Annotated in this window: 19 protein-coding genes; 14 read left to right on the top strand and 5 right to left on the bottom strand. The window is 66.7% G+C overall.

The window, feature by feature from the left end; genetic code table 11:
• Window positions 1-238 precede the first annotated feature (238 nt).
• The 3 genes from ACQR1E_RS06770 to ACQR1E_RS06760 are packed head-to-tail and all read left to right on the top strand — an operon-like array spanning window position 239 to window position 1,570.
• Complete coding sequence (locus tag ACQR1E_RS06770; RefSeq protein WP_315715146.1) at window positions 239-553, top strand: ArsR/SmtB family transcription factor; 315 nt, start codon at window positions 239-241, stop codon at window positions 551-553.
• Window positions 550-909, top strand: a complete 360-nt coding sequence (locus tag ACQR1E_RS06765; protein ID WP_315715147.1) for an SRPBCC family protein — start codon at window positions 550-552, stop codon at window positions 907-909. The genes ACQR1E_RS06770 and ACQR1E_RS06765 overlap by 4 nt, the downstream gene beginning before the upstream one ends.
• A gap of 43 nt (window positions 910-952) precedes the next feature.
• A complete protein-coding gene (locus tag ACQR1E_RS06760; protein WP_315715148.1) occupies window positions 953-1,570 on the top strand; it encodes an ATP-dependent Clp protease proteolytic subunit in 618 nt (205 codons plus the stop codon).
• A gap of 255 nt (window positions 1,571-1,825) precedes the next feature.
• Here ACQR1E_RS06760 and ACQR1E_RS06755 read toward each other — a convergent pair whose 3' ends face one another.
• The 3 genes from ACQR1E_RS06755 to ACQR1E_RS06745 form a co-directional block, all read right to left on the bottom strand.
• Entirely contained in the window at window positions 1,826-3,052 is a 1,227-nt protein-coding gene (locus ACQR1E_RS06755) for an ABC transporter substrate-binding protein (protein WP_315715149.1), read from the bottom strand.
• A 379-nt stretch (window positions 3,053-3,431) separates the two neighbouring features.
• Window positions 3,432-3,797: a DUF1304 domain-containing protein gene (locus tag ACQR1E_RS06750; RefSeq protein WP_315715150.1), complete on the bottom strand. Its 366-nt coding sequence runs from the start codon at window positions 3,795-3,797 to the stop codon at window positions 3,432-3,434.
• 95 nt (window positions 3,798-3,892) lie between these two features.
• Window positions 3,893-6,688, bottom strand: a complete 2,796-nt coding sequence (locus ACQR1E_RS06745) for a [protein-PII] uridylyltransferase (protein WP_315768051.1) — start codon at window positions 6,686-6,688, stop codon at window positions 3,893-3,895.
• 196 nt (window positions 6,689-6,884) lie between these two features.
• Between ACQR1E_RS06745 and ACQR1E_RS06740 the strand changes: the two genes are divergently transcribed.
• The 5 genes from ACQR1E_RS06740 to ACQR1E_RS06720 all read left to right on the top strand — a co-directional run bounded on the left by ACQR1E_RS06740 (window position 6,885) and on the right by ACQR1E_RS06720 (window position 11,404).
• Window positions 6,885-7,859, top strand: coding sequence for an aliphatic sulfonate ABC transporter substrate-binding protein (locus ACQR1E_RS06740; RefSeq protein ID WP_315715152.1), 975 nt, complete (start codon window positions 6,885-6,887; stop codon window positions 7,857-7,859).
• Between the two features lie 327 nt (window positions 7,860-8,186).
• Window positions 8,187-9,038 (top strand): ABC transporter permease, encoded by an 852-nt coding sequence (locus tag ACQR1E_RS06735; protein WP_315825556.1) that lies wholly within the window; start codon window positions 8,187-8,189, stop codon window positions 9,036-9,038.
• The gene (locus ACQR1E_RS06730) at window positions 9,038-9,823 is read left to right on the top strand and encodes an ABC transporter ATP-binding protein (protein WP_315825555.1); all 786 of its coding nucleotides are present in this window, start codon (window positions 9,038-9,040) and stop codon (window positions 9,821-9,823) included. Before ACQR1E_RS06735 ends, ACQR1E_RS06730 begins: the two co-directional genes overlap by 1 nt.
• A gap of 57 nt (window positions 9,824-9,880) precedes the next feature.
• Window positions 9,881-10,390, top strand: a complete 510-nt coding sequence (locus tag ACQR1E_RS06725) for an OsmC family protein (RefSeq protein ID WP_315715155.1) — start codon at window positions 9,881-9,883, stop codon at window positions 10,388-10,390.
• 213 nt (window positions 10,391-10,603) lie between these two features.
• Window positions 10,604-11,404, top strand: coding sequence for a hypothetical protein (locus ACQR1E_RS06720; RefSeq protein WP_434896839.1), 801 nt, complete (start codon window positions 10,604-10,606; stop codon window positions 11,402-11,404).
• A gap of 171 nt (window positions 11,405-11,575) precedes the next feature.
• Here the strand turns inward: ACQR1E_RS06720 and mutS are convergent, their stop codons facing one another.
• A complete protein-coding gene (mutS, locus tag ACQR1E_RS06715; protein WP_316200489.1) occupies window positions 11,576-14,320 on the bottom strand; it encodes a DNA mismatch repair protein MutS in 2,745 nt (914 codons plus the stop codon).
• 360 nt (window positions 14,321-14,680) lie between these two features.
• On the opposite strand from mutS, the gene pcaF reads away from it, so the two are divergent.
• From pcaF to ACQR1E_RS06685, 6 genes are all read left to right on the top strand, one after another.
• Window positions 14,681-15,889 carry a 3-oxoadipyl-CoA thiolase gene (gene pcaF / locus ACQR1E_RS06710; RefSeq protein WP_315751909.1) on the top strand — a complete coding sequence of 403 codons (1,209 nt, stop codon included), beginning with the start codon at window positions 14,681-14,683 and terminating at the stop codon, window positions 15,887-15,889.
• A gap of 131 nt (window positions 15,890-16,020) precedes the next feature.
• A complete protein-coding gene (locus ACQR1E_RS06705) occupies window positions 16,021-16,914 on the top strand; it encodes a dioxygenase (protein WP_434842287.1) in 894 nt (297 codons plus the stop codon).
• A 59-nt stretch (window positions 16,915-16,973) separates the two neighbouring features.
• Window positions 16,974-18,038, top strand: coding sequence for a phosphotransferase (locus ACQR1E_RS06700; protein ID WP_316203479.1), 1,065 nt, complete (start codon window positions 16,974-16,976; stop codon window positions 18,036-18,038).
• A gap of 257 nt (window positions 18,039-18,295) precedes the next feature.
• Complete coding sequence (locus ACQR1E_RS06695; RefSeq protein ID WP_434896838.1) at window positions 18,296-19,468, top strand: PspA/IM30 family protein; 1,173 nt, start codon at window positions 18,296-18,298, stop codon at window positions 19,466-19,468.
• Between the two features lie 22 nt (window positions 19,469-19,490).
• Complete coding sequence (locus ACQR1E_RS06690; protein ID WP_316171007.1) at window positions 19,491-20,141, top strand: OB-fold-containig protein; 651 nt, start codon at window positions 19,491-19,493, stop codon at window positions 20,139-20,141.
• Window positions 20,142-20,177: 36 nt separating this feature from the next.
• Window positions 20,178-21,869: a flotillin family protein gene (locus ACQR1E_RS06685; protein WP_316171006.1), complete on the top strand. Its 1,692-nt coding sequence runs from the start codon at window positions 20,178-20,180 to the stop codon at window positions 21,867-21,869.
• 264 nt (window positions 21,870-22,133) lie between these two features.
• On the opposite strand, the gene ACQR1E_RS06680 is transcribed toward ACQR1E_RS06685, so the two are convergent.
• Window positions 22,134-23,690 (bottom strand): MDR family MFS transporter, encoded by a 1,557-nt coding sequence (locus ACQR1E_RS06680; RefSeq protein WP_315751914.1) that lies wholly within the window; start codon window positions 23,688-23,690, stop codon window positions 22,134-22,136.

Here is a 23,690-nt window from a genome sequence, read left to right as displayed (position 1 = left end):
TTCCCTCCCCCTGTGTGGGGGAGGGCTAGGGAGAGGGGGCGCTCCGGGCGACCGTCTCCGTGGCTACTCCCTCCCGAACCCTCCTCCCCCACAAGGGGGGAGGGAGCGCGGCAGTGGGCTGGGTGAGAGCGAATGCTGATCCAGAAGCGCCCGGGCGCGTCGCTCTGCTCGAAGACATCCGCGTTCTCAGCCTCCGTTGCCGCTTGCACGACACATAAGTTTATGCTTATGTGTCGGCATGATCGAGAGTGACATCTTCAGGGCCCTGGCTGATCCGACGCGATACGCGATCTTCGAGAAGCTGGCGAACGGCAGCATGAATGCCAGCGCGCTTCGCGAGGGTCTGACGATCAGCCAGCCGGCGATGTCCCAGCACCTCGCGGTTCTCCGAAGCGCGGGATTGGTGAGGGAAGAACGGCAGGGTCGCTTCGTCAACTATGAGGTCGATCCGGAGGGCTTGGCGCAGATCGCGCGCTGGCTGGCGAAGTACCGTGCCTACTGGCCGTCGCGGGTCGATGCGTTGAAGGCCGTGCTGAAGGACATGGACCAATGACCGATATCAAGGCTGACCTGCAGAGCGACGATCTGGTGCTCGACTACGAACTGGACGCGCCGCCGGAGAAGGTCTGGCGTGCCATCAGCATTCCTGCGCTGCGCGAGAACTGGCTGCCGCGCGGCGACCTCGCCGATGCTGCGCCAATCTCCGCGACGCCCGGCGAAGAAGTCCGCTACCGGATGCGCGACCACGAACCGCCGTTCCTGGAGAGCATCGTGACGTTCCAGGTCATGCCCAATGCCGAGGGCGGCACCAGGCTCAGAATCATTCACGGGTTGGTCGCCACGACGCTGATGCGGCGGACGCCGTCGGCGGCGAACAGCAACAGGCGCAGCCTGATGCGCGCGGCCTGATTCTCCAAGTCACCGACACCTCACTGAAACCGGGAGCTCGCGCATGCGCGACACGATGCAACTCGTCCCTATGGTCATCGAGCAGTCGAGCCGGGGAGAGCGATCCTTCGACATCTATTCGCGGCTGCTGCGCGAGCGGATCGTCTTCCTCAACGGCGAGGTCAACGATACGGTCTCCGCCCTGGTCTGCGCGCAACTGCTTTTCCTCGAGGCGGAGAACCCAAAGCGGCCGATCCATCTCTACATCAATTCACCCGGCGGCGTGATCACCAGCGGCCTGGCGATGTATGACACGATGCAATTCGTCAAAGCACCGGTGCACACGCTCTGCATGGGAACGGCGCGTTCGATGGGCTCGTTTCTTCTGATGGCGGGAGAGCCGGGCGAGCGGACGGCGCTGCCCAATGCAAGCCTTCACGTCCATCAGCCGCTCGGCGGCTTTCAGGGCCAGGCGTCCGACATCCTGATTCACGCGAGGGAGATGGAGCAGACCAAGCACCGCATGATCAGGCTCTACGCCGAGCATTGCGGGCGCAGCTATGAGGACGTCGAGCGCACCCTGGATCGCGATCACTTCATGACCGCGGACGAAGCCTTGCAGTGGGGCTTGATCGACCGCGTCGTCAAGCAACGCGACCTGGGTGACGTCATCAACGACTGATACTCCCTCGACGCGACGGCGGATCCTGCCGCAACAGCCGTCGTCACCCGCGATGCGGTCGAATGACCGTCGGCGAGCGCACGCAGCGGCGAACGGGCGCAACCCGTGCCGCAATGCAGAACGGGGCCGCGCCATCGCGCAGCCCCGTACCATCGATGTTGACCGCGTCATTCCGGGGCGAAGCGCAGCATCGAACCCGGAATCTCGAGGTTGGTTCGTCGCTGTCGCGACGCCCTGGAACGACGTCGAGTGCAGCTAGCCCGCCGCGCCCTTGTCCTCCAGGATCGGGCCGAACAGCTCCCAGCGCTCGCCGTTGAACTTCATCATCTGCAGTTGCTTGTTGACGCGATAGTCGGTCGGCGAGGTGTTGATCTTCATTCCCGGTAGCGAGAAGTCGCCGGTTACATCCTTCAGCGACGCCGCCTGCTTCATGACGTTCTCGTGCGTCAGGTTGTCGCCGCACATCTGCAGCACGGTGACCAGGAGCTGCGCGGTCGAATAGCCGTAGGTATTGAAGTTCGAGTTCTTGTCACCCTCGGGATAATACTTGGCCATGAAATCGAAATAGCGCTTCAGGCCCGGATCGTCCTTCCACTGCGGGTCGAGCGGATCCTTGCCGTAGTTGACGGAGATGACGCCCTTGGCAGCGTCGAGGCCCGCAGGCTGCATGACCGCGCCGACCGAGGTCGCGTTGATGTCGACAATGTGCACGGGGTGCCAATCGAGCTCATGGAGCTTCTTGATCGCCTGCGCGGCTTGTTTCGGCGTCGCGGCCGAGAACAACAGGTCGGCTCCCGCCGACTTGATCTTCAGGATCTGCGAGTCGATGGTCGGATCGGAAACCTCATAGGAGGCTTCGGACACGATCATCGTCGACGCCTTGTCGCCGAGGCCGGCCTTGATGCCGTTCAGGTAGTCCTTGCCGAGATCGTCATTCTGATAGAGCACGCCGATCTTGGCGTTGGGATGCTCCTTCAGAATATACTGGCCGTAGATGCGGCCCTCGGTGAAGTAGTTGGGATTGTACCCCATGGTCCACGGGAAGTTCTTGGGGTCCGTGAACTTGGTGGCGCCGGTGGCGGCGAACAACTGCGGCACCTTCTTGGCGTTGAGGTATTTCTGGACCGCGGCGTTGGACGGCGTGCCGATGATCTGGAAGGTCAGCAGAACTCCGTCGTCCTCGACCAGCTTGCGGACCTGCTCGACGGCCTTGGGCGGCGAATAGGCGTCGTCATACTGGATCAGCTTGATCTTGCGGCCGTTGATGCCGCCCTGCTCGTTGATCATGTTGAAATAGGCGGCCTGGGTCTTGCCGATCGAGGCATAGGCCGAGGCGGGACCCGAGAATGGCACGGTCTGGCCGATCTTGATCTCGGTGTCGGAGGCGCCGGGGTCGTACTTCTTCTGGGCCGAGGCTGACGTGACGGAGAGGGTGACGGCCAAAGCGGCCGCCCCTGCAAGACGGAAATATCCCTGTCGCATGGGGTCTATCGTTCCTCCTGATTTGTTATGCGGCTGGTCTGCCCGACCGGGGCGCCATCGCTGGGAGGGAGTGTGGAGGAAGGGCTGGGCGGACGCAAGGCGAGGGGAGCACGGGTGCGGCGGTTCCGTCGATGTCGCTATGATGAGCCCAACTGGCTCAACAAGTTCGGTGTCGTCCCGGCCAAGCCCGGCGTCGCGCAGCGACGTCGGGCGCAGAGCCGGGATCCATGGCCACAGGCCGTCGTGTGGCTACGGCTCGGAGTGGCGATCCTGCCCCAAAACGCAGCCTGGGATTATGGGCCCCGGATCGGCGCCGCGACGCGCTTGTGCGCGTCACGGCTTGTCCGGGACGACACAGAGGATGGAGATACAGCCCGGCTCAGCCCGCGAGCCAAACCAGCACCAGGCCGATCGTGGCCGGCACGCTCTGGATGAACAGGATCTTGCGGCTGGCGGTGGCGGCGCCATAGAGCCCGGCGACGAGCACGCAGAGCAGGAAGAAGATCTTGATCTGGAACGCGAAGGCCGGCGTCGGGTGCGCCAGGCCCCAGAACAGGCCGGCGGCGAGGAAGCCGTTGTAGAGGCCCTGATTGGCGCCGAGCACCTTGGTCTGCTCCGCGCGCTCCGGCGTGTTGTTGAACGCCCTCAAGCCGGCCGGTTTGGTCCAGAGAAACATCTCGAGTACCAGAATGTAGACGTGCAGCAGGCCGATCAGCCCGACGACGATGTCTGCAATCAATGCCATGGTTCGGCTCCCCCAAGCCTGCGTGGGCCGGCGCTGGTGCCGGTCCCCTCGTTCAAATCGAGCTCCCGAGCGGCGCAGGGCCGCGCGATGGTCGCTCATGCCGCCGGTTGAGCGGCCGCGTCGTCGTTCGCCAGCAGATGCAGCAGCGCGCTCTTGATCGCGGCCTGCCGGGTCGGCGCGTTGATCTGCGCGCCCAGGAGGTCGGTGACGTAGAACACGTCGCGGGCGCGTTCGCCGAAGGTGGCGACATGGGCCGAGGCGATGTTGAGATTCAGCTTCGAAATCGCGGTGGTCAGCTCGTACAGCAGGCCGGGGCGATCGAGGCCGGAGACCTCGATGACGGTGTAGAGCTCCGACCATTGATTGTTGATGGTGACCTCCGGCTCGACCGAGAATGCCTTGTGCTGCTTGCCCCGCGTGGTCCGCCGTGCCACCGCGTCGGGCAGCCGCAGCTTGCCCTCCAGCACCTGCTCGATGGTCTCGCCGATCCGCGTCGCGCGGCGGCCTTCGTCCTCGTCGCGCTCATATTCGCGGGAGATCGCGATGGTGTCGAGCGCGCGGCCGTCGGTCGTGGTGTAGATCTGGGCGTCGACGATGTTGGCGCCGGCCGAGGCGCAGGCGCCGGCGATGATCGACAGCAGCCAGGGATGGTCCATCGCGAAGATCGTCAGCTCGGTCACGCCGCGCGCCGGATCGAAGCCGACGTTGATCGCGAGCTTGTGGCCGGCATCCTCGCTCGATCGCACGAAGCGGGCATGGCGGATCTTGCGCGGCAGCTCGACCTTGAGCCAGTAGGCCGGATAGTGCCGGCCGATATAGGTGTTGAGCTCGTCCTCGGGCCAGTCGGTGAAGGCGTTGCGGAATTCGGCCTGCGCCGCGGTGATGCGCTTGGCGCGGTTGACCTCGGAGAAGCCGCCGGTCAGTACCGGCTCGGTCTCGTAATACAGCGTACGCAGGAGCTGCGCCTTCCAGCCGTTCCAGACGCCGGGGCCGACTCCGCGGATGTCGGCGGTGGTCAGGATGGTCAGCAGCTTCATCTGCTCGACGGACTGCACCACGGCGGCAAAATTCTCGATCGTCTTGCGGTCCGACAGGTCGCGCGACTGCGCCACCGTCGACATCGTCAGATGCTCCTCGATCAGCCAGGCGACCAGTTCGGTGTCGGCATTGTTGAAGCCGAGCCGCGGGCACAGCCGGCGCGCGATCTTGGCGCCGGCGATGGAATGGTCCTCGGGCCGCCCCTTGGCGACGTCGTGCAGCAGCACGGTGATGTAGATGACAGCGCGGTGCTCGGGCCGGATCTTGCGCATCAGGTCGGAGGCCAGGGTGAACTCGTCGATGCCGCCGCGCTCGATCTCCTGCAGGAACCCGATGCAGCGGATCAGGTGCTCGTCGACCGTGTAGTGATGATACATGTTGAACTGCATCATCGAGACGATGCGGCCGAAGGCGCGAATGAAGTGGCCGAGCACGCCGGTCTCGTTCATCCGCCGGAGCACGACCTCGGCATCGTTGGAGGTCAGGATCTCCATGAACAGCCGGTTGGCCTCGGGATCGTCGCGCAGCTCGGTGTTGATCAGGTTCAAGGAGCGCGTGACCGCGCGCATCGCGTCGGGATGGAAGGCGAGGTTGTGCTTCTGCGCCAGCCGGAAGATGCGGATCAGATTGACCGGATCGTGCTTGAAGACGTCGGGCGCGGCGAGGTTGATGCGGTTGTTGTCGACGATGAAGTCGTCGCTCTCCGGCACGCGCCGCCAGGTGGCGCCGGTGGTCAGGCGCGAGATCATCCGGCTCAGCACCGGCGCCGGCTTGGCCTGCTGGTCCTCGAGCTTGGCGCACAGGATGGCGGTGAGATTGCCGACCTCCTTGGCGACCAGGAAGTAGTGCTTCATGAAGCGCTCGACATCCTGCATGCCGGGATGGCTGGTGTAGCCCAGCCGCACCGCGATCTCGCGCTGCAGGTCGAACGACAGCCGTTCTTCCGGACGGCCGCTGACGAAATGCAGGTTGCAGCGCACCGACCACAGGAAGTCCGCGCAGCGCCGGAAGGTGCGGTATTCATGCGCGTCGAACACGCCGCGCTCGACCAATTCGGCGGTCTCGCGCACGCGGTAGACGTATTTGGCGATCCAGAACAGCGTGTGCAGGTCGCGCAGGCCGCCCTTGCCGTCCTTGACGTTGGGCTCGACCAGATAGCGCGACTGGCCGCCGCGGCGGTGCCGCTCCTCGCGCTCGGCGAGCTTGGCGGCGACGAACTCGGCTGCGGTGCCCTGCACGACCTCGCTGTCGAAGCGCGCGACCAGCTCGTCATAGAGCGGCCGGTCGCCCGCGAGATAGCGCGTCTCCAGGATGGCGGTGCGGATGGTCATGTCGCCGCGCGCTTGGCGGATCGACTCGTCGACCGAGCGGGTCGCGTGGCCGACCTTCAATCCCATGTCCCACAGCGAGTACAGAATGGCTTCGGCGACCTGCTCGCCCCAGGCGGTCTGCTTGTAGGGCAGGATGAACAGGAGATCGATGTCGGACTCCGGCGCCATCAGGCCGCGGCCATAGCCGCCGGTGGCGACCACCGCCATGCGCTCGGCGCCGCTCGGCACCTGCGAGCGATAGAGGTGCTGGGTGGCGGCGGCGTAGAGGATGCGAATGATCTCGTCCTGCACGAAGCAGAGCTGCTCGGCGCAGCGCCGGCCGTGGCGGTCCTTCAACAGTTGCGCCTGGGCCGCCGCGCGCGCCTTGACCAGCTCGGCCTTGAGGAATTGCACCACGGCGGCGCGGAACATGTCCTCGCGTCCCGAATGCTGCGCGGCCAACGCGTCGACCGCAGCCGCGATGCCGGCGCTGTCGAAATCGGAAAGGCTATCAGGGTGGGAATGGGGGGCGACGCTGTCCATGGATGCAACCGGATATCGAACAAGGCCTGTGCTGTCACGAAACTTCCAATGCAACAATCGATCCATGCTGTCATCGGTGCTCACGGGATGATGATCGTTCTGAACGGCGCCGTCGAAAGGAAAAGCAATTCTCGCGCGCCCCTGGCATAACTCATTGAAACAACAGCAATGTTTCTTGAGGGTTGGAGGGGTGACGATGGGTGGATTGTCGAGGCGCGGATTTGCTGCGGTTGCGGCCGTGGTTCTACTGGGATGCGGCGCTGCACGCGCAGCCGAGCCGGTGAAGGAGATCCGCTTGGATTGGGCGACCTACAATCCGGTGTCGCTGGTGCTGAAGCAGAAAGGACTTCTGGAGAAGGAGTTCGCCAAGGACGGCATCAGCATCGTCTGGGTGCAATCGGCCGGCTCCAACAAGGCGCTCGAATTCCTCAACGCCGGCTCGCTCGATTTCGGCTCGACCGCCGGCTCCGCCGCGCTGGTCGCCCGGATCAACGGCAACCCGATCAAGTCGGTCTACGTCTATTCGCGGCCCGAATGGACCGCGCTGGTCACGGGCAAGGATTCCAAGATTGCCTCCGTGGCCGACCTCAAGGGCAAGCGGGTCGCGGTGACCCGCGGCACCGATCCGCACATCTTCCTGGTGCGCGCGCTGCTGTCGGCGGGCCTCACCGACAAGGACATCACGCCGGTATTGCTGCAGCACGCCGACGGCAAGGCGGCGCTGATCCGCGGCGACGTCGACGCCTGGGCCGGGCTCGATCCGATGATGGCGCAGGCCGAGGTCGAGGAGGGCGCCAGGCTGTTCTACCGCAAGGCCGACGCCAACACCTGGGGCATCCTGAACGTGCGCGAGCAGTTCCTGAAGGATAATCCGGAGATCGTCCGCCGCGTGCTCGCCACCTACGAGGTCGCGCGCAAGGACGCGCTGGCCAACTACGACGACCTCAAGAAGACCTTCATCGCCGTCACGAAGCTGCCTGAGACGGTGGTCGACAAGCAGCTCAAGGAGCGCACCGAGCTGACCCATAGCCGCATCGGCGCACCCCAGCGCGAGTCGATTCTGGCTGCGGGCCTGGCGCTGCAGCAGGCCGGTGTCGTCGATGCCAAGGTGGATGTGAAGGCCACGCTGGACGCCCTGATCGACGACCAGGTCCCGTTGCCGACGAATTAGGACTTGCGCGGCTCGGGCAATAGGCCGCTGCGCCAAATCGCCTATGCCAAGAGCCGGCGATCAAAAACCGGTGTCGTCCCGGACAAGCTCGCCAACGCGATAGCGTTGGCGGGCGCAGATCCGGGACCCATAATCTGTGACGCCTGTTGTGAGGCAAAGCTGGAGCGGCATCTCGCTTCAATACGACGGCCGCGGAGTATGGGTCCCGGCCCAAGGCCGGGACGACAGCGATTGCTGGGCGCCGTCCTTGGTCACCATGCTGATCGGCCACCACGACTATCCGCCAACGCCACGCCTTGCATTCCCGCGCGAGACACTGTTCTCACTATGACCATGACCGTCGAATTGCAGGCACCCGCTTCGGCCGCCCCGACATCCCAGACCGCTACCACGCCGCGGCTCGCACGCTTCGCGCGGCCGCTGGTGGGCCTGCTGCTGCCGCTATCGCTCGCACTCGCCTGGGAGCTTGCCGTCCGGGCCGGCTGGTCCAACGGCCGGCTGGTGCCGCCGCCCTCGAAGGTCTTCACCACCATCGCCGAGCTCGCCCGCTCCGGCGAACTCTCCCGCCACATCACGATGACCTTGACCCGCGTCGGCATCGGCTTCGGCCTCGGCGTCGCCGCCGGCACGCTGCTCGGCGGCATCTGCGGCTATTGGGGTTTCGCGCGCCGGCTGGTCGATCCGACGATCCAGGCGCTGCGTGCGATTCCGTCGATCGCCTGGGTGCCGTTGTTCATTCTGTGGCTCGGCATCTTCGAGACCTCCAAGGTGGCGCTGATCGCAGTCGGCGTGTTCTTCCCGGTCTATCTCGGCCTGACCGGTGCCATTCTTTCGGTCGACCGCAAGATCGTCGAGGTCGGCCGCGTTTTCCGCCTGTCCGGACCGGCCATGATCCGCCGCATCCTGCTGCCGGCGGTGCTGCCGGCCTATGTGGTGGCGCTGCGCGTCGGCCTCGGCCTGGGGTGGATGTTCGTCGTTGCCGCCGAGTTCATGGGCGCCTCCGAAGGGCTCGGCTACCTCCTGATCGACGGCCAGCAGCTCGGCAAGCCGGCGCAGATCGTGGCGGCCATCGTCATCTTCGCGATCATCGGCAAGGTCACCGACTGGCTCCTGGAGATATCAACCGCGCCGCTGTTGCGCTGGCAGGACAGTTTCGCGCGCCAGAGCGGGGCGGCCTGATGCTGCAGCTCGCATCCGTCACCAAGGTCTATCCCAACGGTGTCCACGCGCTGGAGCGGTTCTCGGCCGGGATCCAGCTCGGCGAGATCATCGCCATCATCGGCGGCTCCGGCTGCGGCAAGTCGACGTTGTTGCGCACCATCGCCGGGCTCGACCGCGCCAGCGCCGGCGCCGTGACGCTCGACGGCGAGGCGATCATTGCGCCGCATCCCAAGGTCGGCATCATCTTCCAGGAGCCGCGGCTGCTGCCGTGGCTCACGGTCGCCGACAACATTGGCTTCGGCCTGTCCGAGCTGCCGGCAGCCGAGCGTCGCGACCGTGTCGCCCGCGCGCTGCAACGTGTGGGCCTCGCCGACAAGGCCAAGGTCTGGCCGCGCGAACTGTCCGGCGGCCAGGCGCAACGCGTCGCGATCGCCCGCGCATTGGTGGCGCAGCCGGAGGTGCTCCTGCTCGACGAGCCGTTCTCTGCGCTCGATGCCTTCACCCGCAAGGATCTGCAGGATCATCTGCTCGATCTCTGGGCCGATACGCGCCCGACGCTGGTGCTCGTGACCCACGACGTCGAGGAGGCCGTGGTGCTGGCCGACCGCGTGCTGGTGATGCGGCCGCATCCGGGCCGGCTGTTCGAGGAGATCACCATCAATCTGTCGCGGCCGCGCGACCGCAACGCGCCCTTGTTCGAGCAGTTCAAGCGGCATGTCTTGACCGCGCTGGACCGCTCGCTCGACCGGACGATGCCGGACACGCAGGGCAGGCGTGAGCCCGGCGGCGGCCTGTGGTGGTGACTTTGGCGGCCCGGCCCGGTACATCTCGTCTGAAATAAATCCGGGAGAGAACGACAAATGGATGCTGCCGAGCTGCGCGCCATGCAGGCGCCGATCAAGGAACGCTACAAGGCCGACCCGTCCGCCGCCGTGATCACCTTGAAGGCCAAGGGCGAGGTCGGGCAGGAGGGGCTGACCTGCAAGCTCGAGACCGGGCGCGCGATGGCGGTGGCCGGCCTGCATCCGGGGACCGGCGGCTCGGGGCTCGAGCTGTGTTCCGGCGACATGTTGCTGGAGGCTCTGGTGGCCTGCGCCGGCGTCACCTTGAAATCGGTCGCGACCGCAGTCGAGGTGCCGCTCAAGAGCGGCCACGTGTTCGCCGAAGGCGATCTCGATTTCCGCGGCACGCTCGGCGTCGACAAGGAGGCGCCGGTCGGCTTCCAGGAAATCCGTCTGCGCTTCGAGGTCGACACCGACGCGCCGCAGGACAAGCTCGACCTCCTGCTCAAGCTCACCGAGCGCTATTGCGTGGTCTATCAGACCATCAAGAACGGCCCGAAGGTGTCTGTCAGCTTGAAGCGGGTGTAGTGCGCGGCGGCGCTGCCTCTGAGGAGACAAGCTGTTGAGGCTCGCTCGGTCTGCGCCTCCCCCGCCTGCGGGGGAGGTCGCCTCGCATCGCCGAGGCGGGTGGGGGACTTCTCTCCACACGGCACACCCCATCATCGCCACCCGAGCCGCGCCCCCACCCCAGCCCTCCCCCGCAGGCGGGGAGGGAGCCCACCGCCTGCGCAGCATGAACTGATGTCCCTCGATCCCTCCTTCCTGCTGCTGCTGGCTCTGCGCATGGCGATCGCGGCGTCGTTCGTGGTGTCGGCGTCGATGATCGCCGAGCGCACCGGGCCCGTGATCGGCGCGCTGGTCGCGACGCTGCCGATCTCGGCGGGTCCGACCTACGTGTTCCTGGCGCTGGATCACGATGCCGCCTTCATCGCGCAGGGCGCGCTGACCAGCCTGCCGATCAATGCCGCGACGATCTTCCTCAGCCTTGCCTATGCCGTGCTGGCGCAGCGCCGCAGCGTGCTGGTGGCAAGCGCCACCGCGGTGGCGGTGTGGCTCGGTCTCGCCGCGCTGATCAAGAGCGTGCAATGGACGCTCTTGATGGGCATCGTCGCCAACATCGTCACTTTCGCGATCTGCCTGCCGTTGTTGCAGCGCTATCGCCATGCCAAGATGCCGCTGATCACGCGGCGCTGGTACGACGTGCCGCTGCGCGCTTCGCTGGTGGCAACGCTCGTCGCCACCGTCACCTCGGTGTCCGGCTGGGCCGGCCCCAGCGTCTCCGGCATCCTGGCGCTTTTTCCGATCGTCTTCACCTCGATGATGCTGATCCTGCAGCCGCGCATCGGCGGGCCCGCGACGGCGGCCGTGCTGGCCAACGGCGCCTACGGCCTGATCGGCTTCTCGCTCGCGGTGGTCGTGCTGCATCTCGGCAGCCTGCATCTGGGCGCCGTCGCCGGCCTGAGTGGTGCGCTGGCGACCTGCGTCGGCTGGAATCTCGGACTATGGTGGCTGGGGCGACGGAAGGTCGCTGCGGTCCGATAGGTCGCTCCACGTCATTGCGAGCGAAGCGAAGCAATCCAGGGCTGCGGGCGGGACTCTGGATTGCTTCGGCGCAAAGGCGCCTCGCAATGACGGAGGTTGTTGATCGATTGACCTCGCCACACTCGGTGTCATTCCGGGCTCGCGCTTTGCGCGCCCCGGAATGACGGCCAGCTATGACTTCGGCAATTTCGCCTTCAGCGCATACAGCGCGTCCATCGCCTCGCGCGGCGTCATCTCGTCCGGATGCAGCGCTTTCACGGCGGCGATCAGCTCTTCCGCCTCCTTCGACATCGCAGGCTCGGCTGCGGCGCGCGAGGGCACCGCGAACAGCGGCAGATCATCGACCAGCGCGCGGGCGTTCTGGCCGCGGTCGGCGGCCTCCAGTTTCGCCAGCACCGATTTGGCGCGGCTGATCACGGCCGGCGGCAGGCCCGCGAGCTTCGCCACCTGGATGCCGTAGGAGCGGTCGGCGGAGCCGGGCAGCACCTCGTGCAGGAACACGACGTCGCCCTGCCATTCCTTGACCCGCACCGTGGCGTTGAACAGCCGTGGTAGCTTGGCAGCGAGGGCTGTCAGCTCATGGTAATGCGTCGCGAACAGCGTGCGGCAGCGGTTGCTCTCGTGCAGATGCTCGATCGCGGCCCAGGCGATGGAGAGGCCGTCGAAGGTCGCGGTGCCGCGCCCGATCTCGTCGAGGATCACCAGCGCGCGCTCGCCGGCCTGGTTGAGGATCGCCGCGGTCTCGACCATCTCGACCATGAAGGTCGAGCGCCCGCGCGCCAGATCGTCGGCGGCGCCAACGCGCGAGAACAGCCGGTCGACGATGCCGATGCGGGCCCGGCTCGCCGGCACGAACGAGCCGATCTGCGCCAGCAGCGCAATCAGCGCGTTCTGGCGCAGGAAGGTGGACTTGCCCGCCATGTTCGGGCCGGTGAGCAGCCAGAGCTGACCGCTCTTGTGCCCCGGCGTCGGCGACAGGTCGCAGGAATTGGCGATGAACGGCTGCCCCTCACGCTTCAGCGCCTGCTCCACCACCGGATGACGGCCGCCCTCGATGGCGAAGCCGAGCGAGTCGTCGACCTCCGGGCGCACATAATTGTCGTCGACCGCGAGCTTCGCCAGCGCGGTCGCGACATCGAGCATCGCGAAGCCGTGCGCGGCGGCGCGCAGATCGTCGCCGATCGCGAGCGCCTGTGCGCACAGCCGGTCGAAGATCTCGAGCTCGAGATTGAGCGCGCGCTCGCCGGCATTCGCAATCTTGGCCTCGATCTCGCCGAGCTCTGATGTCGTGAAGCGCACCTGGCCCGCCAGCGTCTGGCGGTGGATGAAGGTCGCGTTCAACGGCGCCGACATCAGCTTGTCGCCGTGCTGCGCGGTGACCTCGACGAAATAGCCGAGCACATTGTTGTGCCGGATCTTCAGGGCCTTGACGCCGGTCTGGTCGGCGTAGCGCGCCTGCATCGAGGCGACGACGAGGCGCGAGGCGTCGCGCAGATTGCGGGTCTCGTCGAGCGTCGCGTCGTAGCCGGATCGGACGAAGCCGCCGTCGCGCTTGATCAGCGGCAGCTGCTCGTCAAGCGCGCGGGCGAACTCCTCGGCCAGCGCGCGCGCCGGCCGCGCCAGCGCGGCCATCACCGAGGCGATCTCCTGCGGCGGCTGGTCGAGCGCCGACAGCCGCGCCAGCGCCTGGTCGGCCGCAACGATACCGTCGCGCAGAGCGGCGAGATCGCGCGGACCGCCGCGGCCGACGGACAGCCGCGCCATAGCACGGGTCATGTCGGGCGCGCCGCGCAGGATGGAGCGGATGTCCTCGCGCGCGGCGCTGTCGGCGACGAAGACGTTGACGGCATCCAGCCGCCGGCCGATCTGCACCGGCTCCGTCAGCGGCGCGGCGAGCCGCTGCGCCAGCAGGCGCGAGCCGGCCGAGGTCACCGTGCAGTCGATCGCGTCGAGCAGCGAGCCGCGGCGCTCGCCGGCGAGCGTGCGCGTCAGTTCGAGGTTGGCGCGCGTCGCCGGATCGATCGCCATCGTGCTGCCGGTCGCCTCGCGCGCCGGCGGCGCCAGCGGCGGGCGCTGCCCCACTTGCGTACGTTCGACATAGGTGACGCAGGCGGCCGCCGCGGTCGCTTCCAAACGCGACAGCACCGCGAGGCCGTCCATGGTGGCGACCGCGAAATAGTCGCACAGCCGCCGTTCGGCGGTGGCCCCGTCGAACACGTCGCGCGTGAGCGGCGTCACCGCGGCGAGCTCGCGCAGCACCGGCTCGAACGCTTCGTCCGAGTACAGCGCGTCGGAGACGATGACTTCGTTGGGATTGATCCGTGCCAAGGTCGCCGTCAGCTCGGCGAACGCGCATTCGGTGACGATGAAGTCCGACGTCGAGATATCGATCCAGGCAAGCCCGAGCCGGTCGCCGCCGGAGGAGCCGCGGCTGCGCGCGATCGACAGCAGATAGTTGTTGGCGCGCGCATCGAGCAGATTGTCTTCCGTCAGCGTGCCCGGCGTGACCACGCGCACCACGCCGCGCTTGACCACGCTCTTGTTGCCGCGCGCCCGCGCCGCCGCCGGATCCTCCATCTGCTCGCAGACGGCGACGCGGATGCCTTGCGCGATCAAGCGATGCAGATAGTCCTCGGAGCGCTCCACCGGCACGCCGCACATCGGGATGTCCTGGCCCAGGTGCTTGCCGCGCTTGGTCAGCACGATGCCGAGCGCTTTCGAGGCGGCTTCCGCATCCTCGAAGAACAGCTCGTAGAAGTCGCCCATCCGGTAGAACAGCATCAGCCCCGGATGCGCTGCCTTGATGTCGAGATACTGCTCCATCATCGGCGTGAGCTTGGCCGGCGCCTCGGCGGGCGCGGCCGCAGGCATTGATTCTTGCGGAACCGGGGCGGAGATCGGCTGCTGGATCGTCATGGCGCGGAAACTAGCCAATTTGCCCGGACGGTCCTACCGCTTTGCAGGCGATGTCCCGGTTTTCCACGATGAGCGGTGCCTGCTGTTGCATCTCCCCCGCTTGCGGGGGAGATCGTATCGCATCGAAGATGCGATACGGGTGGGGGAAGTCTCTCCTCACGGGGATTCTCGCTTGGGGCGGCCCCCACCCCAACCCTCCCCCGCAAGCGGGGGAGGGGGCGCACCGCTCGCGTTGAGATAGCGTCGCATACGACAGCGCCGCGCATGCCACCCCGCGCTCCCGTCATTTGACCTGCCCCGATCGCACTCCTAAAACCGCCGTCAATTCTGACCAGAAACACGAAAGTTCGGGAGAGAGCGATGCGAGACGTGTTCATTTGTGATGCGGTGCGGACTCCGATCGGCCGGTTCGGCGGCGCGCTGGCCAAGGTGCGCACCGACGATCTCGCGGCCACCCCGCTCAAGGCGCTCAAGGCGAAGCATCCCAATCTCGACTGGGCTGCCGTCGACGAGGTGTTCTTCGGCTGCGCCAACCAGGCCGGCGAGGACAACCGCAACGTCGCGCGCATGGCGCTGCTGCTCGCGGGCCTGCCGGATTCAATTCCGGGCCAGACCTTGAACCGTCTCTGCGCCTCCGGTCTCGACGCGGTCGGCGCGGCGGGACGTGCGATCCGCGCCGGCGAGGTCGATCTCGCGATCGCGGGCGGCGTCGAATCCATGACGCGCGCGCCGTTCGTGCAGGGCAAGGCGACGGAGGCGTTCTCGCGCTCGGCCGAGATCTTCGACACCACGATCGGCTGGCGCTTCATCAATCCGCTGATGAAGCAGCAGTATGGCGTCGATTCGATGCCGGAGACCGGCGAGAACGTCGCCGAGGAATTCCAGGTCTCGCGCGCCGACCAGGACGCGTTCGCGATCCGCTCCCAGCAGCGCGCCGGAAAGGCCATCGCCTCGGGCTATTTCGCCGCCGAGATCACGCCGGTCATGGTGCCCGGCGGCAAGGCCGGCCCTGTGACGGTGGACAAGGACGAGCATCCGCGCCCCGAGACCACGCTCGAAGGTCTGGCCAAACTGAAGCCGATCGTGCGCAATCCGGGCACGGTCACCGCCGGCAATGCGTCGGGCGTCAATGACGGCGCCGCCGCCATGATCCTCGCTTCCGAAGCCGCCGTGAAGAAGCACGGCCTCACGCCGCGCGCGCGCGTTCTCGGCCTCGCCTCGGCCGGCGTGCCGCCCCGCATCATGGGCATCGGCCCGGTGCCGGCGGTGCGCAAGCTGATGGAGCGGCTCGGCCTCAAGATCACCGATTTCGACCTGATCGAGCTGAACGAGGCGTTCGCGTCCCAGGGCATCGCCTGCCTGCGCCAGCTCGGCGTCGCCGAGGACGCCGATTTCGTCAACCCGCATGGCGGCGCCATCGCGCTCGGTCATCCGCTCGGCATGAGCGGCGCGCGCATCGCGATGACCGCGGTGCACGGCCTCGAGGTCCGCGGCGGCAAGCGTGCGCTCGCCACGATGTGCGTCGGCGTCGGCCAGGGCGTCGCGCTGGCGATCGAGACGATCAACTGACGACGCGCTGAGCGCTTCGTCATTCCGGGCAGCCCGCAGGGCTGAACCCGGAATCTGGAGATGAGTCCTGCAATATCGAGATTCCGGGTTCGACGCTGGCGCGTCGCCCCCGGAATGACGGAGTCCTGACGATGACCATCTCCCGCGAACAGGACGTCACGCCGGCGGTGCTGGCGGTGATGGAGCGCACCGAGAACCCGCGGCTGCGCGAGATCATGGTGTCGCTGATCAAGCACCTGCACGGCTTCGTCCGCGATGTCAGGCTTACCGAGGTCGAATTTCGCGAAGCCGCCGCCATCATCGCCGAACTCGGTCAGCGCACCAACGACAGCCACAACGAAGTCGTGCTGATGGCCGGCTCGCTCGGCGTCTCGCCGCTGGTCTGCCTGCTCAACAATGGCGATGGCGGCAACACCGAGACCGCGCAGTCGCTGCTCGGCCCGTTCTGGCGGTTGAACTCGCCGCGCACTGATAACGGCGGCTCGATCGTGCGCTCGGCGACGCCCGGCCCGGCGCTGTTCGTGCACGGTCGCGTGGTCGATCCGAACGGCGCGCCGGTCGCCGGCGCCGAGGTCGACGTCTGGCACGCCTCGCCGGTCGGCTACTACGAGAACCAGGATCCCGATCAGGCCGACATGAACCTGCGCGGCAAGCTCGTGACCGATGCCGATGGCCGCTTCTGGTTTCGCTCGGTGATGATGGTCGGCTATCCCATCCCGACCGACGGGGTCGTCGGCCGCCTGCTGAAGGCGCAGGGCCGCCATCCCTATCGCCCGGCGCATCTGCATGCGCTGATCGTCAAGCCGGGATTCAAGGTCCTGATCTCGCAGGTCTACGACCCCAACGACCCGCACATCGACAGCGACGTGCAGTTCGGCGTCACGAAGGCGCTGCTCGGCAATTTCGTCCGCCACGACGAGCCGCATCCGACGGACGCCGACGTCACCACGCCCTGGTATTCGCTCGATCACGTCTACCGGTTGGAGATCGGCGACACCGTGCTGCCGCGCGCGCCGATCAAGTAGCGATTCGGAATATCCATGCTAGTGTGGGCAAGCTGCAACCCTGAAGGGACGGCGCCCACATGTCCTCCACCGACTTGCCGTCCGTTGCCAAGCCCGCCGCGTTGACGGCGACGATGCGTGAGGCGGGTGTGCTCGAGTCCGGCGCGGTCTCGGACGTCGCCGTGATCAGCGACCGGCCGATGCTGTTGTCGCGCATCATCCGCCTTGGCTTGTCGTATAGCGGCGCGGCCCCGGACGCGCCGAAGACGCTGATCCTGAAAATCCCGATGCCGGCCTTCGCCAAGACGCTGTGGCGGGGCGGGCGCCACGAGGTCAATTTTTATCGCGGACTGGCGCGGCTCATGCCGACGGGCCTGGTGCCCGGCTCTTACGGCGGCGCGTGGGACGAAGCCGCGCTCACCTGGCACTTGCTGCTCGAGGATCTCACCGACACGCACCAGACGGCGACGCCATGGCCGCTGCCGCCCGCGCTGCCCCAGGCCGAGGGGATCGTGCGGGCGCTGGCGCGGCTGCATGCGGCGTGGTGGGACGATCCGCGGCTCGGCGTGTCCATCGGCAGCTTCGCGACCGCGGACGAGCGCGCCGAGCGCAGCAGGACCTTTGCCGGCCACTATCAGCGCTTCGCCGATCAGTTGGGAGACCGCCTGAGCGCGGACCGGCGCGCGGTCTACGAACGCCTGATGGCGGCGACGCCGCGGCTCTCGGAACGCTATCTGTCGCGGCGAAACCTCAGCATTGCGCATGGCGACGCGCATGTCTGGAATTTTCTGGTGCCGAAGGCCGCCGACAGCGACGACGTGCGCGCCTTTGATTTCGACCAGTGGCGGATCGGCGTGCCCGCGAACGATCTCGCCTACATGATCGCGCTGCAAATCTATCCCGACCGTCGGGCGCGGATCGAGCGGCCGTTGCTCGACAGCTATCATCAGACATTGGTCGCAGGCGGTGTGACCGGCTACGACAGGGCGGCGCTGGATCAGGACTATCGTCTCGCCGTGCTCTGGCACATCGCCCAGCCGGTCTGGCAATGGGCGATCCAGCTCCCTCCGGTGATCTGGTGGAATAATCTCGAGCGCATCTTCCTCGCGTTCGACGATCTCGGCTGCCGCGAATTGCTGGACTGACGGCGCTTCCCTCGCACAGGGCCGCACGCGCGCGGCGAGGTCTTTGTCGCTACACGTCACTGCGGTGCATTTTGCCGGCGTCGCTACCAGCCCCCTTAACGATCACCAGAGATTGTTCGCCGGCCTTAAACCGCCGGCCAGCATCGGCGCGACATATCGGCATGGGCATGGCGTTCGACATGGTCACGGAAGGGAGCGGCGTTCTTGGATCGGGAGCTGGCTTGCTAAAGCACGGATATTGTGCTTTAACATTCCCGATGGCCGGAAGCACCTACGATCAGGCTGTTCGCTACCGTCTGCTCCTCTCCCCCGGGGCGCGGGACGCGATCGAGGCGACCTTCGCCGACTATGCCCGGATGATGGACATGCTCGACGAGATCGCTGCTGGCAAAGGCATCGGCGCCAATCTCGTCACGCTGCACGGCCATGCCTACGACCCGATCCGCAAGGCCACGCGGCTGCCGTCGCGCCTCGTCACGCTCGGCTTGCGCGACCGTGCCGCCTATCGCGCCGCCTCGAACTCGCGGCTGCCGCTCGACGACCGTCTGGTGAATGTCAGGAATGCCGGCATGTTGTCGCTCGGCACCGCGCGCGGTCGCTTCGCGATCCCGTTCGAGGTGACCGGCTACGTCGCGGGCTGGCCGCACGCGACGCCGGCGCAGCTCGTGCGCACGGACCAAGATGACTTCGAAGTCCATTTCGGCGTTACCGCAACGTCACACGCTCGTCTCAGCCCAACAGTCAGCCCACGAAAGGACCACGTCATGCTCGCCGAACACGCGCCGGCTCCCGACACGCTCCTGTCACGCGCCGGGCGCCTCATCGCCGGGATCGCCTATGGAGCGATCGAAAAGGCCGAGGACAAGAACCGGGTCGCGCTGGTCAGCCAGGCGATCCGCGAGATCGAGCAGGCCGAGCGCGAATCGCGCGAGAGCCTGTCGCATGCGCGCGCGGAGGAATATCGGCTCAATGCACGCCGCGCCGAGATCGAGCGCGAGACGACCGTGCTGGCCGAGCAGATCCGCGTCGCCATCGTCGAGCACCGCGACGATCTCGCCCGCGCCGGCATCGCCCGGCAGATGGATCTCGAAGCCCAGTTCGAGGTGCTGTCGAAGGCGATCGACGAGAATGCCGAGCGCATCGATGCGGTGCTGACGACCCTGCGTGCGATTCTGTCGAGCCTGCAGGACGCGCAGGCGCGTCTCGCCGAACTCGAACGCAGCGAGGCGCTCGCCGACCAGCCGAAGGCCACATCGCGCAAAGGGCCGGATGCCGGCCTCGCCAAGGCCGCGCGCGCCTCCCGCGTCATCGCCCGCGCCACCGGCGTGCCGGAAGGCATCCCGCCGTCGCCCGACATCGACGAATTGTCGAAGCTGAAGCGTGACAAGGACATCGCCGAGCGGCTGGCGCGGCTGAAATCGCAGAATTGAGCGGGCGGGGGCGCGTCGTCCCATGACCATCGTCGACCATTTCATGCAACCCGAGGTGCGGCCGTTCGCGATTGCCGCCGTGATGATCGTTCTGGTCGGCGGCGTCGAGATCGGCTCGATGCTGATCGGCCTGTCGATCAGCGAGCTGCTCGGCCAGACCGTCGATCTCGGTCACGACGGCCACAGCACCAGCGTCGGCCACGTGCTGTCCTGGATCAATGTCGGCGGCGTGCCGCTGATGATCTGCATCCTGCTCGCGCTCGGCATCTTCTCGATCACGGGCTTTCTGATCCAGGATGCCGCGCGGCTGGTGGCGGTGGCGCTGCCGCCAACGGCCGCGGGCGTGCTCGCCGCCGTCGTCACGGTGCCGCTGCTGCGGCGCTCGACGCGCTACGCGGCGCGGCTGGTGCCGCAGGATGAGAGCTATGCGGTCGGGCTGTCCGATCTCGTCGGCCGCACCGGCGAGGTGGCGGTCGGCCCGCTCGATGGCGGGCTGCCCGGCCGCGTCCGCGTCAAGGACGTCCACGGCAACTGGCACATGGTGACGGCCTCGGCCGCGCCGGACTCGCCGTCCTTGCCGGTGGGCGCGTCGGTTCTCCTCGTCGACCGCAAGGATGGCCGCTTCATCGCGATCGCCGCAGCCGACGAACTCACGAACTCCAAGACACCTTAGCTCCAAGACGCTTTCCTCAACCCGAAAGTAAATCCCATGTTTGATCTGGTTCTGCCTGCGTCGATCGGCGTTGTGCTGCTGGTCGTTCTCGGCACTGTCTTTGCCGTTCTCTACCATCGGTCCACCCGCGACGAGGCGTTCGTGCGCACCGGCCTGGGCGGCAAGAAGGTGGTGCTCGACGGCGGCGCGGTGGTGCTGCCGATCTTCCACTCCATCGCGCGCGTCAACCTCAAGACCTTGCGGCTCCGCGTCGAGCGCTCGAAGAAGGATTCGCTGATCACCAAGGACCGCATGCGCGTCGACATCGACGCCGAGTTCTACGTGCGCGTGAAGCCCGACGTGGATTCGATCGCACTGGCGGCGCAGACGCTCGGCGCCGTCACCAACAATGCCGAATTGCTGCGCGACCAGGTCGAGGCCAAGTTCGTCGACGGCCTGCGCTCGGTCGCGGCGACGATGGAGCTGTTGGACCTGCAGGAGAAGCGCTCGGATTTCGTCAAGCACGTCCAGGCCGCAGTCGAGGCCGACGTGCAGTCCAACGGCCTGGAGCTGGAATCGGTCTCGCTGACCAAGCTCGACCAGACCGACATCTCGTTCTTTAACGCCGAGAACTTCTTCGACGCCGAAGGCCTGACGCTGTTGAAGACGGTCACCGAGACGCGGCGCCGCGACCGCAACGCGATCGTACGCGACAATGAGGTCGCGATCGCGCAGAAGGACCTCGAGGCGCGCCAGCTCACGCTCCAGATCGAGCGCACCAAGAAGGAGGCCGAGCTCAGCCAGGAGCGCGACATCGCCAACAAGACCGCGAGCACCCGCGCCGAGGTCGCAAGCGCGACGCAGACGGCGTGGCAGACCGAGGAGAATGCGCGCATCGAGGCGCAGCAGAAGATCGCGCAGCGCGAGGCGGAAGCCTTGAAGGTGCGAGAGACCGCGGCGATCGAAAGCAATCTCGCGATCAACCGCCGCAAGACCGACGCCGACCGCGAGATCCAGATCGCGACGCAGGACAACGACATCCAGATCGCGACCAAGAGCAAGGAAACCTCGGAAGCGCGCGCGGTCGCCAAGGCGGCCGAGGCGCTTGCGGTCTCCGCGGAGGAAAAGGTGACGACGGCGCGCGCCATCGAAATCGCCGACCGCGAACGTCAGACCGCGGTCATGGCGGCGCGGAAAGAGGCCGAGCAGCGCTCGACCGGCATTACCGTTGCCGCCGAGGCAGAAAAGCGCGCCGCGGTCGATCGCGGCGAGGCGGCCAAGACCCTGGCCGAGGCGGAGGCCGAGGCCAACAAGATCAAGGCCGTCGGCGTGCGCCAGATCGGCGAGGCGGAAGCCGCGGTCATCCTGATGAAGAACGAAGCCCAGAACAAGCTCGGCAGCAACGTGATCGATTTCGAGCTCGCCAAGCAGCGCATCGCGACCATGCCGGCCGCGCTCGGCGAGATGGTCAAGCCGATCGCCAATCTGAAGGACGTTCGCATCCTGCACACCGGCGGCGCGTTCGGCGGCAATGGCGGTGCCGGCGGCAATGTCGGCTTCGGCGAAGGCCTCGCCGGCGAACTGCTGCGCGTGCACGCGCTGAAGCCGTTGATCGACGAGATCCTGGTGCAGTCCGGCTTCAAGCCCGGCGACGATCCGGTGCAGGCGCTGGCCGGCGTGATCCTGCCGACGGCCGAGGCCAGGCCCGCTGCCGCACCGGCGAAGATCGAGCCGCTGCAGAAGCCGTAGGCCAAAATGTGAAAAGGGAGGCCCCGGGGCTGGGGGCGGCGCTGGAGGAGCCACCGCCCCCGCCCGGCACATCACGAGTGGGGCGCTCATGAGGTGCAGTCCCTGCGCGCAACTCATACGCAGAGAACCGTGTGGGGTGAGCAGAAGATAGCCGGAAACGCGCCGGATTGAAGTTACAAATCCATCACGTCGCGGTCACCTTTTTGCTATCCCGCCCCCACCCTGTCTCGACAGCGCGCGCATTTTCCGTCGCGGGGGAAGCGGTCACTCCATGACGGCGTGGTCGGCCGGGGCGGACTGCGCGCGCAACGCGGTGCGCGTCGAGCCGATCATGACCGCGAGCGGGATCGAGACCAGGATGAACGTCATGACCAGCTGGTAGTCGTGCGAGAATGCCAGGATCTGCGCCTGCACGGTCACCATCGCGTCGGCCATCGCGCGCCCGGCATCGGTGGACAGGTTCAGGAGGCCGGCAACATTGGGCATCTGCAGCGCGTGATTGAACGGGTTGATGTGCTCGACCAGGATCGCGTGGTTGCGCCGTGTTCCCTCGGTGAGCTGCGCGATCGCGATCGAGATGCCGATCGAGCTTGCGACATTTCGCACCAGGGTCAGCATCGAGGTTCCATCAGTCCGCAACTCGCCCGGCAAGGTCAGGAATGCCACGGTCGAAAGCGGCACGAACACGAGGCCGAAGCCGAACCCCTGCATGATGCTGATGGTGATGATCTCGGGCACGCCAGTCTGGTCGGTCCACGCCGTCATCTGGAACAGCGACACTGCGGTCAGCGCCAGGCCGACGATGATCAGCGTGCGCGCCTCGATATAGCGCAAGAGACGCCCGACCAGCATCATCGCGACGAAGGTGCCGCAGCCGCGGGTCGCGAGCAGCACGCCGGCGGTGATGATGGGATAGCCGATGACGTTCTGCAGGAACGGCGACGACAGCGCCATGGTCGAGAAAAGCACGAGGCCCATCACCGTCATGAACACGCAGCCGCCGACGAAATTGCGGTCCTTGAACAGCGCGAACTGGATGAACGGCCGCTGCGTCGTCAGCGAATGCGCCAGGAAATAATAGAAGCCGACGGCGGCGATGATGAACTCGATGATGATCTCGTTGCTCTCCAGCCAGCCCTGGTCCTCGCCGCGGTCGAGCGCGATCTGCAGCGAGCCGATGCCGATGGCGAGCGCCGCGAAACCGAACCAGTCGAAGGTCAGCTCCGCGTTCGGCTTGGTCTCCTCCATGAACGCCATCAGGCCGAGCACGGTCACGGCGCCGAACGGCAGGTTGACGAAGAACACCCAATGCCAGGAATAGGTCTCGGTCAGCCAGGCGCCGAGCGACGGCCCCATGATCGGGCCGAGCATCACGCCCATGCCCCAGATCGCCATCGCCTTGGCGCGCTCATGCAGCGCGTAGGAGTCGAGCATGACCGCCTGCGACAGCGGCACCAGCGAGGCGCCGAACACGCCCTGCAGGAGGCGGAACAGCACCATCTGGGTGATGTCCTGGGCGAGCCCGCACATCACGGAGGCGATGGTGAAGCCGGCCGAGCAGACGATGAAGGTGCGCTTGCGGCCGAAGCGGTTGGCGATCCATCCCACCGGCGCGGTCATGATCGCGGCCGCGACGATGTAGGACGTCAGCACCCAGTTGATCTGGTCCTGCGAGGCCGACAGCGTGCCCTGCATGTAGGGCAGCGCGACGTTGGCGATGGTGGTGTCGAGCGCCTGCATGATCGTCGCCGTCATGGCGCAGATCGTCACCATGTTCCGGCGGAGGCCCGGAACTGCGGATGAGGCCGCAGGCGCGGTCAT

Source organism: Bradyrhizobium sp. HKCCYLRH1030, from assembly GCF_051168395.1.
Taxonomy (GTDB): Bacteria; Pseudomonadota; Alphaproteobacteria; order Rhizobiales; family Xanthobacteraceae; genus Bradyrhizobium.
Note: the sequence above shows the minus strand (reverse complement) of the source record. Positions and strands in the feature narration are given on the sequence as shown.

Coding starts and splice junctions, on each gene's coding strand:
- ACQR1E_RS06695 (WP_434896838.1), top strand. CDS start 18,296: ATGGCCGGAAGCACCTACGATCAGGCTGTTCGCTACCGTCTGCTCCTC.
- ACQR1E_RS06760 (WP_315715148.1), top strand. CDS start 953: ATGCGCGACACGATGCAACTCGTCCCTATGGTCATCGAGCAGTCGAGC.
- ACQR1E_RS06705 (WP_434842287.1), top strand. CDS start 16,021: ATGACCATCTCCCGCGAACAGGACGTCACGCCGGCGGTGCTGGCGGTG.
- ACQR1E_RS06765 (WP_315715147.1), top strand. CDS start 550: ATGACCGATATCAAGGCTGACCTGCAGAGCGACGATCTGGTGCTCGAC.
- ACQR1E_RS06680 (WP_315751914.1), bottom strand. CDS start 23,690: ATGACCGCGCCTGCGGCCTCATCCGCAGTTCCGGGCCTCCGCCGGAAC.
- pcaF (WP_315751909.1), top strand. CDS start 14,681: ATGCGAGACGTGTTCATTTGTGATGCGGTGCGGACTCCGATCGGCCGG.
- ACQR1E_RS06685 (WP_316171006.1), top strand. CDS start 20,178: ATGTTTGATCTGGTTCTGCCTGCGTCGATCGGCGTTGTGCTGCTGGTC.
- ACQR1E_RS06755 (WP_315715149.1), bottom strand. CDS start 3,052: ATGCGACAGGGATATTTCCGTCTTGCAGGGGCGGCCGCTTTGGCCGTC.
- ACQR1E_RS06730 (WP_315825555.1), top strand. CDS start 9,038: ATGCTGCAGCTCGCATCCGTCACCAAGGTCTATCCCAACGGTGTCCAC.
- ACQR1E_RS06750 (WP_315715150.1), bottom strand. CDS start 3,797: ATGGCATTGATTGCAGACATCGTCGTCGGGCTGATCGGCCTGCTGCAC.
- ACQR1E_RS06690 (WP_316171007.1), top strand. CDS start 19,491: ATGACCATCGTCGACCATTTCATGCAACCCGAGGTGCGGCCGTTCGCG.
- ACQR1E_RS06735 (WP_315825556.1), top strand. CDS start 8,187: ATGACCATGACCGTCGAATTGCAGGCACCCGCTTCGGCCGCCCCGACA.
- mutS (WP_316200489.1), bottom strand. CDS start 14,320: ATGACGATCCAGCAGCCGATCTCCGCCCCGGTTCCGCAAGAATCAATG.
- ACQR1E_RS06745 (WP_315768051.1), bottom strand. CDS start 6,688: ATGGACAGCGTCGCCCCCCATTCCCACCCTGATAGCCTTTCCGATTTC.
- ACQR1E_RS06700 (WP_316203479.1), top strand. CDS start 16,974: ATGTCCTCCACCGACTTGCCGTCCGTTGCCAAGCCCGCCGCGTTGACG.
- ACQR1E_RS06770 (WP_315715146.1), top strand. CDS start 239: ATGATCGAGAGTGACATCTTCAGGGCCCTGGCTGATCCGACGCGATAC.
- ACQR1E_RS06725 (WP_315715155.1), top strand. CDS start 9,881: ATGGATGCTGCCGAGCTGCGCGCCATGCAGGCGCCGATCAAGGAACGC.
- ACQR1E_RS06740 (WP_315715152.1), top strand. CDS start 6,885: ATGGGTGGATTGTCGAGGCGCGGATTTGCTGCGGTTGCGGCCGTGGTT.
- ACQR1E_RS06720 (WP_434896839.1), top strand. CDS start 10,604: ATGTCCCTCGATCCCTCCTTCCTGCTGCTGCTGGCTCTGCGCATGGCG.